Source organism: Methyloversatilis sp. MC4-4, from assembly GCF_049843555.1.
Classification (GTDB): domain Bacteria; phylum Pseudomonadota; class Gammaproteobacteria; order Burkholderiales; family Rhodocyclaceae; genus Methyloversatilis; species Methyloversatilis discipulorum_B.
In genome coordinates this window covers 110,771-122,655 of record NZ_JBBHZK010000001.1, presented here as the reverse complement: position 1 = coordinate 122,655, position 11,885 = coordinate 110,771, and the positions used below count along the sequence as shown (strand labels likewise).

Genomic DNA, 11,885 nt, shown 5'->3' with positions numbered 1-11,885 from the left:
GGTAAGGGTGGATCAGCCGATGACTTTCTTCACCACCTCGACCAGCTTCTGCGGGTCGAAGGGTTTGACCAGCCAGCCGGTCGCGCCGGCGGCGCGCCCCTGGGCCTTCATCGCATCGGACGATTCGGTGGTCAGCATCAGGATGGGCGTGGCCTTGTATTGCGCCATGCTGCGCAGGTTGCGGATCAGCGTCAGGCCATCCATGCGCGGCATGTTCTGGTCGGTCAGCACCAGGTTGACCGACTTGGCCTTGGCCTTGTCCAGACCGTCCTGACCGTCGACGGCCTCGATCACCTCGTATCCCGAGCTCTTCAGCGTGAATGCCACCATCTGGCGGATCGACGCGGAATCGTCGATCGCAAGCACGGTCTTTGCCATGGTACTTCTCCTTCAGAACAGTTCTATTTCGCCTTCTTGGTAGGCCTTTTGGGCCACCGGATTCGTGCTGTCTACAACCGCCAGATGCGCCAGCGCGTCATCGACACGCTGTGCAAGTTCGGGTGATGCGTTGCCCAGCGCCGCCGCACGCGACAGTTCGCGCACGCTGGCGCACACGCCGTCGATCGCGCCGATGCGCTTCTGTACGTGGCCGATCAGCTGCGCGGTCATGTCCTGGAACTGCAGCGAGGTCACGGCGTGTGCCACCGCCTGATCCACACGTTCGACCGACGCGCCGAGATCGACGATGGACTGCTGGCGGCGCTGATGCAGCATTTCGAGGCCGCGCACGACGGTTTCGACGCGCGTCTTCGACTCCAGCGCGAAGGTCATGTCCTGGCCGGCCATGTTGGCGAGCGCCGATTCGGTCATCTTCACATTGGCCTGGACCCGATCGACCAGGGTGACGATCTGCTGGCTGAAGTCGCTGGTGCGCGCCGAGAGGTCGCGCACCTCATCAGCCACCACCGCAAAGCCGCGGCCCGCCTCGCCGGCGCGCGCTGCTTCGATCGCCGCATTCAGTGCGAGCAGATTGGTCTGTTTGGAAATGCCGCCGATCTCGCCGAGCAATGCGCGCACGCTCTCGGTTTCGCGGGCGATGCCCTCGGTCAGCTCGACCAGTTCCATTCCCAGCTTGCTGTTGTGAACCACGCTATCGACGACGCGCTGCATGGTGCCGGAGGTTTCATCGACGAAGCGCGCGAAGTCGAACTGCTGGCTGCCGTCGCCGCCGGTCAGCGCCATCGCCGTCTCGCGCTGGCTCGTGGTTTCGCCATGCATGTTGTGGAAGCTCTGGGTCAGACCGGTGATCGCTTCATGGAGCAGCTGCTGCACGCGCGTCAGCTCCTCGTTCATCCGACTGCACTGGTCATGAACCGAGTCGGAGCTGCCCACCACCCGCTGATGCGCAGCGTCGGGTTCGGCCCTGACGCCGTGTGCCTCATCCGGTGTTTCCAGTGCCGGACGACCGGACAGCAGCATCGTCAGCGTCCACAGCATCGCGGCAGCGGCAACGGCCGCCAGCACGGGCAGCATGGACTGCGGCGCCAGCAGGGCGGCGGTACCGGCACACACTGCGGATCCGGTCCAGGCGGCAACAAGAGCGATCGGTTTTATTTTCATGACATCGGGCATCGATGGGCAACGATACGGACTGACTTCGATCTTTACGGCGATACGGGGTGAAACTTGATCAGGGCGGCGCGACCGCGCCCGCCGCTCCGGCCACGTCCTCGACGTTGACCGAACGTCCGTCCGACAGCATCGCCTGCTCGGTGTCGCGGTTCAGCACGATGATGCTGATGCGACGGTTGATCGGGTTGAACGGGTCGTCCTTGTCGAATGGAATGATGGAACTCATGCCCACCACCCGCAGCACCTTGTCCGGGTCCATGCCGCCGGCGATCAGTTCGCGCCGCGACGCGTTGGCGCGGTTGGACGACAGCTCCCAGTTGGAAAAGCCGCCGATGCCGCCGGCAAAAGGCTTGGCGTCGGTATGCCCGGACAGGAAGACGCGGTTGTCGACCTGGTTCAGGATGAGGCCGATCTCGCGCAGGATGACCTGGGTATAAGGCTGCAGCCGGTCACTGGCCGAGGCGAACATCGGCCGGTTCTGCTCGTCGACGATCTGGATGCGCAGCCCTTCGGACGTCACGTCCAGCATGAGCTGGTTGCGGAAGGGGCGCAGGTCGGGATTGGCTTCGATGCGCGCCTCTATCTGGCTCTTCAGCTCGATCAGCTTGACGCGTTCCTGGCGCTGCTGCTCGCGCTTCATCTCCTCGGACTTCTGGTCTTCGCTGCTGGCGCTGAGATTGATCGACCGCTGCTTGGTCTCGACCGCGCCGTACTTCACCTGACCGGCCTGCCGCGTCAGGTCGCGTCCACCGCCCTGGATGACGCTCGAACTGTCGCCCGATCCGGAGCCGCCCTGCTGCGCCACCTTCAGCGGGTTCTCGAAGTACTCGGCAATCCCTTCGAGGTCGCCCTGCGCGGTCGAACCGAGCAGCCACATCAGCAGGAAGAAGGCCATCATCGCGGTCACGAAGTCGGCGTAGGCGATCTTCCATGCGCCGCCGTGCGCACCGCCGCCGCCCTTCTTGATCTTCTTGACGATGATTGGCTGCTGGGTATCGTCGGACATGATTCAACCGATGGTGGATGAGGAGGTCAGGAGATGAGCGATGCGCCCGCTCACTTGCCCTTGCGGCTCTTCACTTCGTCCTCCAGCTCCTTGAAGCTGGGGCGGTCCGGCGAGTACAGCACCTTGCGGCCGAACTCGATCGCCACCTGCGGCGCGTAGCCGTTCATGCTGGCCAGCAGCACCACCTTCATGCACTCGTAGATCTTGCCGCCCTCTTCCATCTTCTGTTCGAGCTGGGAGGCGATCGGCGCGACGAAACCGTAGGAGAGCAGGATGCCGAGGAAGGTGCCGACCAGCGCGCCGCCGATCATCTTGCCCAGCACGGCCGGCGGCTGACCGACCGAGCCCATCACGTTCACCACACCCATCACCGCGACGACGATGCCGAAGGCCGGCACGCCGTCGGCCATCTTCGACACGCAATGCACGGCGACATGCTGCTCGGAGTGGTGGGTTTCGATCTCGGCGTCCATCAGGTCGGCGATCTCGAAGGCGTTCAGGTTGCCGCCCACCATCATCCGCAGGTAATCGGTCAGGAAGTCCACCGCGTGGTGGTCGGCGAGAAAGTTGGGGTACTTGGAGAAGATGGGGCTGGATTCGGGATTCTCGACGTCGGCTTCGATCGACATCAGCCCTTCCTTGCGCACCTTGGCCAGGATTTCGTACAGCATGGCCAGCACGTCCACGTAGAAGGCCTTGTTGTAGGACGAACCCTTGAATACCGACGGCAGCGCGGCCACCGTCGCCTTGATTGCAGCCATGCCGTTGCCAGCCACGAAGCCACCGATCATCAGACCGAAGATGGCGACGTACTCGGCGGGCACCCACAGCGCGGCCAGACTGCCGTGCAGTGCGTAGGTGCCGACCGAAGCGGCAAGGATGATCACGTAGCCGATGATCAGAAACATGGAATTTCCCTGTGTATGACGGATGTTCGGGGCATCAATCACTGCGTGCCTGCTGGTCTAACGGCACCACCTCAGGAAACTTGACCAAGTCTGCTGCGCAGGTGAACAGCACCCGACGCACAAAAAAATGCCGCTGCGGGTTGCCCCGCAGCGGCGAGCTCCTTGCTCGCGCAAGGAGGAGGTCAGACAGGAGAGAGAAAACGGATCAGGCGGCGATCAGCGCCTCGCGGGCACGGCGCGTCTTGCCGGCGCGTGCGGGAATGTTGCACAGGCCGCAGACATAGCTGGCCTTCGGGTCGTAGGCGTGCGCCACGAAGTGGCCGCCGCAGCAGGTGCACTTCGTGTGCTGCAGCAGCTTGGCGTCGAAGAAGCGCACCAGCGTCCAGGCGCGGGTGAGACTCAGCACCTCTTCCATGTCGTGCGTCTGCACGTGTTCCTGGTAGAGCTTGAATGCCTTGACGATGCAGTCCAGCTGGTTGAGACCGGTGTTCTGCTTGAAGAAACTGAAGAAGGACATGAACAGCGAAGCGTGAATGTTCGGCTGCCAGGTCATGAACCAGTCGGTCGAGAAAGGCAGCATGCCCTTCGGCGGCGACACGCCCTTCACTTCCTTGTACAGCTTGAGCAGACGCTCACGCGACAGATGGGTTTCGGCTTCCAGCAGCTGCAGGCGGGCGCCCAGCTGGATCAGGTTCACCGCCAGCGCGATTTCGCGACCTTCGGAAACGATGCTCTTGTTTTTCATGACCTTGACTCCCTGACTCAGGAAACCGCTTCGACCGGCTGCGCGCAGGCCAGGATGGTCGCGTGCAGGTGGGAGGTCGATGCGTCACGACCGTGGCTGGACAACAGGCCGAGCAGGACGCGGTCGTCGAAACGCAGGCGGCACAGCATCATGTTGGCGCTGGCCATCTTCAGGACCTGTGCCGGGGAGAGCGACTCGATCATGCCGGCGACTTCCTCGCTGACACCGAGGCGGAACATCGCTGCATCGCGGTCCTCGCGGATCATCTGCTGAGCGAGCATCAGATAGGCAAGATTCAGTTCGCGAATCTCGTTGAGCAAGCCGGTCGTCTTCATGCCTCGATCCCTCCTTGGAGCAGGTGCAGAGTGCGCCTGTGTGTGGGATGCATTCTGCCGAGAGGGGCGCCGATGCCCAATCAGGGGCTGGCGAAACTTGCTGTACGAAGGGGCGAACGAAATCCTGTAAGAAAAATTCTTACATTTCGGGCGTGTACGGGGAGTGCCACCCTGAAAATCGGGCGGACAGGGCAGGTAACGGCAGCGCCCGGAAAAACTTAAATCAGAAGTGAGCCGTCCAGGATGCGGGCGCAGAGCACGTCGGCGTCCACCGGTCGCGAGAAGAAATAGCCCTGGAAGCGGTCGCACTGCTCGCGCATCAGGAAGCCCAGCTGTTCTGGCGTTTCCACGCCCTCCGCCACCGTGGTCAGGCGCAGGCTGCGGGCCAGCGCGATGATGACGCGGATGATGGCGGCGTCGTCCTCGTCCTCGTTGATGTCGCGGACGAAGGACTTGTCGATCTTGACGATGTCGATCGGAAAGCGCTTCAGGTAGGACAGCGAGGAATAGCCGGTGCCGAAGTCGTCCATCGAGATGCGGACGCCCATGTTCTTCAGCGCCTTCAGCATGCCGATGGTCGTTTCGGCGTCCTTCATCAGCACCGATTCGGTGATTTCGAGCACCAGCTTGTCCGGCGGAAAACCAGTGTCTTCCAGCGTGGTACGCACGGTTTCCAGCAGCCGTGGCTGGGCGAACTGCACCGCGGACACGTTCACCGACATCGACAGGTCGGTCATGCCCTGTTCGTGCCACAGCCTGCCCTGGCTGCAGGCTTCGCGCATGACCCAGGCGCCGATCTCGACGATGAGTCCGGATTCGTCGGCCAGCGGAATGAAACGGTCCGGCGACACGACGCCGCGCTGCGGATGCTTCCAGCGCAGCAGCGCCTCCACGCCGGAAGGGCGGCCGGTCACGCCATTCAGGATGGGCTGGTAGTTCAGGAACAGTTCGCCGCGCTGCACCGCGTGCCGCAGGTGCGTTTCCAGCACCAGCTTCTCGGCCGAGCTGGCGCTCATCTCACGCGCGTAGAAGCTCATGCCGTTGCCGCCGGAGCGCTTCGCGCTGGCCATTGCCGCTTCGGCATTCATGATCAGGGACTGCGCATCGTCGCCATCGTCCGGCGTCATCGCCACGCCGACCGAAGCGGTCAGGAACAGTTCGAGGCCGTCCTTGATGATCGGGGTGGAAAAGGCGTCCATCAGCCGCTGCGCAAGTGCCGATGCCAGCGCACGCGTGGTGCAGGCCGGCGCGAACACGCAGAAGCGGTCACCGCTGAGGCGGGCGATCATCGCACCATCGCCGGCGCGCTCTATCAGCCGGCGCACCGCTTCGCGCAGCACCGCGTTGCCCGCCTCGTAACCGAAGCTGGTGTTGATGCGCAGGAAGCGGTCGATGTCCACCACCATCAGCGTAGCGTGGCTGGCTTCGACGCTGCGGCGGGCGGTGTCGAGCCAGTCGTCGATCTGCGCGCGCAGCAGGGTCTGGTTGGGCAGTGCCGACAGCGTGTCGAAGAAGGCCAGCGCATGGATGCGCGCGTCCGCCGTCTGCACCGCGCGTCGCGTCTCGACGCCGCGCAGTTCGCGTTCGATCACCGGCACCAGGCGGGCGATATTGCCCTTCTGGACGTAGTCGGCAACGCCGTTGCGCATGGCCGAGAAGGCCATGTGGTCGGAAATCTTGCCCGAGTAGATGATGAAGGGAATGTCGCGCCCGCTGCGGCGCACGACCTCGAGCGCAGACGCCGAATCGAAGCCGGGCATGGCGTGGTCGGAAATGACCAGATCCCATTCACGCTCTTCCAGCGCGCGGGCGAGATCGCCGGCGCTGTCCACGCGCTCGGAATACGTGTCCAGCCCGCGTGCGCTCAGTTGAGCGTTCAGCAGGAAGACATCGTCTTCATTGTCCTCGACCATCAATACCTTGATGGTTCTGAACCCTCCCATCTTGTCAGAGTGACGGTCCATCCACTTCATTCCGGGTCGTGAGCACGATCAACGGGATCAATGGACGGCAAGATCTGCCGAAACTTGAGCAACGACTTTTGCCGGATGCGGGCAAAAGTCTCTCTTTACCCTTTCGGTTGAGGGGGGATTAGGACCTGTTCACCGCCCATTCCGCCGCGTGCGCCCGGTTGCGCCCGGCACTCTTGGCCGCGACCAGCGCCTGGTCGGCGAAAGTGAGCAGCGCGTCGGCGTCCGGCATGGCCGGCAGGCGCTCGGCCACGCCGATGCTGATCGAACTGGTCAGGCGCAGGCGACCGGCCTGCACCGGTGCCGCGGCGACGCCGGCGCACACGCGCTGCGCGCAGGCCATCGCCTGTTCGAGATCGGTGTCCGGGCAGATGATCAGGAACTCGTCGCCGCCGGTGCGGCACACCACGTCCTGCGCGCGCATGCACTCGCGGATCGCCCGGGCGGTCTGTTCCAGCACCTGATCGGCGACGTCCCGACCGTAGGTTTCATTGATCTGACGGAAGTGATCGATGTCGATCAGAAGGCAGGACAGCGGGCGCTCACTGCGTTGCGCGATCGCCCATTCCTGAGCGATGCGGCTCATCGCGTAGCGGCGGTTCGGGAAGCCGGTCAGCGCGTCGGTCAACGCGACCTCCTGCAGCCGGCGGTTGCTCACGCCCAGTTCGGCTGCGTAACGGCGGATTTCCTCGCGCTCGCTCTCCAGTTCGCGCTGCATGCGCACCAGACGCTGACCTGCACGCAGCCGCGCTTCGAGCACGCGCGGCCGCAGCGGCTTGACCATGTAGTCATCGACGCCCGATTCGAAGGCCTCGATCAAGCGCTGATCCTCTTCGTGACTGGTGAGCAGGATGATGTAGATGTTGCGGCCCATGCGGGTCTGGCGCAGCGTGCGCGTCAGTTCGAGGCCGTTCATCTGCGGCATCACCCAGTCGACCACCATGATGTGCGGCTGGAACTCGAGCGCCAGATCCATGCCGCGTACGCCGTCCTCGGCCACCGCGACCTGATAGCCGCCGCGTACCAGCAAGGTCTGCAGTGTCAGCCGGGTGGCCGCGTCGTCCTCCACCACCAGCACGCGCAAGCCTTCGCTGCCCGGCGCGTCGTTGGCCGCCTGCTGCGCTGCCGGCGCTGGCGGCGCGGCCGGGACGGGCGGCGGAGCCGGCACCAGCGTGTCGGCCAGTCCGTCCAGGCTGGGCAAGGCGTAGGCATCGACCGGCAGCATCTGCGACCAGTCCTTCCAGTCGAGGGCGACTTCCTCGCACAGCGCGGACACCTGTTCCGGCACCCACTCCATGCGCGCCGCCAGCGCGCGCGCGGCGTCCAGACTTTGCGCCCGGCTGGCTTCATCAGCCATGCAGGCGCTCTCGATGGCGCGGGCCAGGCCCAGTGCCATCGTCAGACCGTATTCGCGCGAGCCCGGATCAACCGGCGCGCTCAGTGCCGACTCGTGGCCCAGCACCGCGGCGACGAAGAAGCGCGGCATGCCCCAGTCGAGCAGCATCGCCGCACTCAGTTCGACGTGGGTCATCGCGAACGCCTGGCGCTCCTGTTCGAGCAGGCAGGCCGGGTCGCCGCGCGCTTCGTCGAGCACGCGCGAATACTGCACCGGAAACACGCTGGCCAGACCGAGGGCGCCGACCCCCGACAGCAGGCCGACGCTGAAGCTCTCCTCGACACCGGCGCTGCGCAGTCGCATGACGATCTTCTGCATCGCGATGGCGCGGATGACCGAGCCGGTCCAGAAGCGTGTGTAGGGGAAGCTGCGGCAAAGACCTTCGCCGTTGCTCGAAATCAGCGAGAAGCCCAGCGCCAGGTTGCGCACCGCCGCCATACCAAGCACCGCCAGCGCATCGCGCAGCGCGACCACCGGCCGCGAGCCCTGCGGCAGCGTGCCGTTGGCGGCACGTACCAGACGCCCGACCAGTGCCGGATCACCCTGGATCAGCCGGGCCAGTTCAGCCAGCGAGGCGTCACCGCGCTGGCTCATGCGGGCGATCGACAAGGCGATGCCCTTGGGCGACGGCAATTCGCCCGCGGCCTTTATTTCCTGGAAGCGGCGTGTATCGATCAGGTCATTCATTCGTGAATCCGGGCTGTGCAGCAACCGTTGCAACGAGGCGGCGCGCGCGTGACCGCCCCGAATCAATCGGCATTGGCTTTCCTTACGGCCGGGGAGTCTCCCGACTTGAGGGCAGCAGCAAAAAACCGGCCACCCCATGCGCATCCGCCGGGGGCGGCGCTACACTCGTGGCCTGCTCAGCAACACGGCTTTGCCACCCGACACATGAAGTACTGCGCCCATTGCGGCAGCGAGGTCGAACTGCGCGTTCCGGCCGGCGACAACCGCCCGCGCCACGTCTGCCCGGCCTGCGGCAGCATTCATTATCAGAACCCGCGCATGGTGGTCGGTACGCTGCCGGTGTGGGAAGACAAGGTGATGCTGTGCCGGCGGGCGATCGAGCCGCGCCATGGCTACTGGACGCTGCCTGCCGGCTTCATGGAGAACGGAGAGAGCGCCGCCGAGGGCGCGATGCGCGAGACGCGCGAAGAGGCCTGCGCGCGGGTCGAACTGCTGGCGCCCTACACGATGGTCAGCGTGCCCTTCATCGACCAGATCCACCTGCTGTTCCGCGCGCGGCTGCTCGACCTCGATTTCGCGCCGGGCACCGAATCACTGGAGGTGAAGCTGTTCGGCGAGGCCGACATCCCGTGGGACGAACTGGCCTTCCGCAGCGTGTCGCTCACCTTGCGCACCTTTTTCGAGGAGCGCCGGCAAGGCAGCTTCGGCGTTCATCACTTCACGCTGCCGGCAGCGGCCGGCTGAGCGACTGCGCCGGCTCAGGCCTCGACCGCTTCGGCGGCGGCGCCGAAGCTGAAGCTGAAGGTCGCCCCCTGCCCTGGCACGCCCTCGGCCGCGACGCGGCCGCCATGCAGCCGGATGATGCGCTGCACGATGGCCAGACCGATGCCGCTGCCGTCGTATTCGCGATTGTTGTGCAGGCGCTGGAAGGGCGCGAACAGGCGCCCGACGTACGCCATGTCGAAGCCGGCGCCGTTGTCGCGCACGTAATAGGCGGTCTGTTCGCCCAGCCGGGACTGTCCGATCTCGATGCGCGGCTGCGGCTGCAGTCGGGTGAACTTCCACGCGTTGCGCAGCAGGTTTTCCAGCACGATGCGGGCGAGGCCGGGATCGGCGTCCACCCACAGGCCTTCCGGAATCACCCACTGCACCTGTCGTGACGGCGCCTCGGCATCGAGTTCGCGCGCGATGTCGCGGGCGACGTCCGACAGATTGGTCAGCGTGCGGCGCACCTCGGCGCGCGACACGCGCGACAGTTCGAGCAGGTCGTCGATCAGTTCGCCCATGCGCTGGCTGTTGCGACGGATGCGCGCGAGGTATTCGCGCCCTTGCTCGTCCAGCAGATCGCCGTAGTCCTCGACCAGCAGTCGCGAAAAACCGTCGAGCGCACGCAGCGGTGCGCGCAGGTCGTGCGACACCGAATAGCTGAAGGCCTCCAGCTCTTTGACCGCCGCTTCCAGCGCCGCGGTGCGCGCGCCGACACGTCGTTCCAGTTCGTCGTTCTGCGACTGCACACTTTGCACGTGCTCGGTCTGTATGCGCGCCGCCTCGCGCTGCGCGGTCACGTCGCGGCGTACCGACACCAGACCATTGAAGGCACCGTCGTCATCGACCAGCGGAATGATGCTGACGTCGTAGACGCGCGGATCGTTGCCGGCCAGGTCGACCACCTGTTCCTCGAAATGCGGCTTGCAGGTGCGGGCGACCTCCTGTGCGATGGCGTGGTTGTGCAGCAGCACGTCGGACAGAGAGGGCAGATGCGCTGCCAGTTCCTCGCTGGTCGCCCCCAGCCAGGCCGTCTTCTTCAGGCAACGCGTGTCGAGCAGCGCGCGGTTGGCCAGGCGCCAGCGCAGGTGCCTGTCCTTCAGCACGATCAGGTCGGGCAGCGCATCGACCAGCGCGCGCAGGCGGAACTCCTCTTCGCGCAGCGCCTCGCGCGCCTGCATTTCGGCGGTGATGTCGCGGCTGACGCCGCGATAGCCGGAAAAGGCGCCGGACGCATCGAACACCGGTTCACCGGACGAGGCGAGGTAGCGCCAGCGCGAACCGTCACGGCGGCGCGACAGGAAATCGCGGAAGGCTTCGTGCCGTTCCAGTGTCTGCCGCAGCAGGCCCCAGGGCTGGGTCAGCGCTTCCTCGCCGGAAATCTCCCACGGCGCGCAGCCATCCAGTTCGGTGTCACCGAAGTGTGCGTCGGTCAGTTCGTCCGGCAGCCGGTGATAGCGCAGTTCGGCGTCCAGTTCCCAGTGCCAGTCGGCCGACAGCAGGGTCAGCGCGCGGAAATGCGATTCGCGCTCGCGCAGCGCGCGTCGGGCCGCCTGCTTCTCCGACATCGCGGCGCCGATGAACAGCGCGGTCGCTGCGGTCAGCATGATCAGCCCATGCAGCACCAGCAGCTGCACCTGCATCGGGTGCGGGCTGAACGGCGACGTGCCGTTGGCGGTGCCGGCCAGCGCCATCATCGAAGTGATCAGGAAAGCGGTCCAGCCGACGCGCGGCGGGAAACGCAGCGCCACCCACACGACCAGCGGCAGCGCGACGTAGAGCTGCAGCATCGGATCCGGCAGCAGCGCGACACCGGCGAAGGTGACGCTGAGCAGGGCCATCAGCGCGCCGACGACAACGATCTGCTCGGGCAGGCGGCGCGTGAGCTGCTGCAGCGGCCGGCGCGCGCCCCAGGCCAGCAGCGGCAGCACGGTGACGATGGCGCCGAGCGCGTCACCGAGCCAGGCGGTGGAGCCGATCTCCAGCCAGCGCTCGGGCGGCACGCCGTGCGTCAGCACGCTGCCGGTCAGTGTCGCCACGGCACTGGGCACCGCCATCAGATAGATCACGGCCATCAGCTTGAGCGCGCCATCGGTGCGTTCGAGCAGATCGGTCGGTTGCACGGTCAGGCGGCGCAGCAGCACCGCACCGGCCCACGGCGCAAGGATCTGGCCGGCGGAGAAGAGCACGATCATCGCCGCGCCCTGACGCGCCAGCACCGCCGACGCAAGCACGCCGACGACCACGCCGGGCAGCCAGCGCGTGCCGCCCTGCAGCAGCGCGAACAGGGCGAGCCCCATCGGCGCCCACATCGGCATCTGACCCGACGCAACGTCGCGCAGCCGGAAGCTGAGAGCGGCGAGCAGGCAGTAGGCGACGGCGATCAGCAGATTGACCACAAACCCGTGCCCCGGCGCGCGAGCGCGCCCGGCCGACGGATCGGCCGGCTCCGACGGCGACGGCAGCGACTGCGGCGGCGTGCTCAATTCTGTCTCCGGCCG

10 protein-coding genes are annotated in these 11,885 nt (G+C 65.7%); 1 reads left to right on the top strand and 9 read right to left on the bottom strand.

The window, feature by feature from the left end:
* Positions 1 to 12 precede the first annotated feature (12 nt).
* The 8 genes from WDZ97_RS00590 to WDZ97_RS00555 all read right to left on the bottom strand — a co-directional run bounded on the left by WDZ97_RS00590 (position 13) and on the right by WDZ97_RS00555 (position 8,619).
* Complete coding sequence (locus tag WDZ97_RS00590; RefSeq protein ID WP_019917265.1) at positions 13 to 378, bottom strand: response regulator; 366 nt, start codon at positions 376 to 378, stop codon at positions 13 to 15.
* A 12-nt stretch (positions 379 to 390) separates the two neighbouring features.
* Entirely contained in the window at positions 391 to 1,512 is a 1,122-nt protein-coding gene (locus WDZ97_RS00585; RefSeq protein ID WP_425761475.1) for a methyl-accepting chemotaxis protein, read from the bottom strand.
* 118 nt (positions 1,513 to 1,630) lie between these two features.
* Entirely contained in the window at positions 1,631 to 2,578 is a 948-nt protein-coding gene (gene motB, locus WDZ97_RS00580; RefSeq protein ID WP_304002083.1) for a flagellar motor protein MotB, read from the bottom strand.
* Between the two features lie 50 nt (positions 2,579 to 2,628).
* Positions 2,629 to 3,486 (bottom strand): flagellar motor stator protein MotA, encoded by an 858-nt coding sequence (gene motA, locus WDZ97_RS00575; RefSeq protein ID WP_019917262.1) that lies wholly within the window; start codon positions 3,484 to 3,486, stop codon positions 2,629 to 2,631.
* A gap of 205 nt (positions 3,487 to 3,691) precedes the next feature.
* Positions 3,692 to 4,231 carry a flagellar transcriptional regulator FlhC gene (gene flhC / locus WDZ97_RS00570; RefSeq protein WP_019917261.1) on the bottom strand — a complete coding sequence of 180 codons (540 nt, stop codon included), beginning with the start codon at positions 4,229 to 4,231 and terminating at the stop codon, positions 3,692 to 3,694.
* 17 nt (positions 4,232 to 4,248) lie between these two features.
* On the bottom strand, positions 4,249 to 4,566 hold the full coding sequence (gene flhD, locus WDZ97_RS00565) for a flagellar transcriptional regulator FlhD (RefSeq protein ID WP_019917260.1): 318 nt from the start codon (positions 4,564 to 4,566) through the stop codon (positions 4,249 to 4,251).
* A gap of 218 nt (positions 4,567 to 4,784) precedes the next feature.
* Complete coding sequence (locus tag WDZ97_RS00560; protein ID WP_304002076.1) at positions 4,785 to 6,530, bottom strand: putative bifunctional diguanylate cyclase/phosphodiesterase; 1,746 nt, start codon at positions 6,528 to 6,530, stop codon at positions 4,785 to 4,787.
* Between the two features lie 127 nt (positions 6,531 to 6,657).
* On the bottom strand, positions 6,658 to 8,619 hold the full coding sequence (locus WDZ97_RS00555; protein WP_425761474.1) for a diguanylate cyclase: 1,962 nt from the start codon (positions 8,617 to 8,619) through the stop codon (positions 6,658 to 6,660).
* A 204-nt stretch (positions 8,620 to 8,823) separates the two neighbouring features.
* Here WDZ97_RS00555 and WDZ97_RS00550 point away from each other — a divergent pair, with 204 nt between their 5' ends.
* The gene (locus tag WDZ97_RS00550) at positions 8,824 to 9,363 is read left to right on the top strand and encodes an NUDIX hydrolase (protein ID WP_304002070.1); all 540 of its coding nucleotides are present in this window, start codon (positions 8,824 to 8,826) and stop codon (positions 9,361 to 9,363) included.
* 14 nt (positions 9,364 to 9,377) lie between these two features.
* On the opposite strand, the gene WDZ97_RS00545 is transcribed toward WDZ97_RS00550, so the two are convergent.
* On the bottom strand, positions 9,378 to 11,870 hold the full coding sequence (locus WDZ97_RS00545) for an MASE1 domain-containing protein (protein WP_304002067.1): 2,493 nt from the start codon (positions 11,868 to 11,870) through the stop codon (positions 9,378 to 9,380).
* Positions 11,871 to 11,885 lie beyond the last annotated feature (15 nt).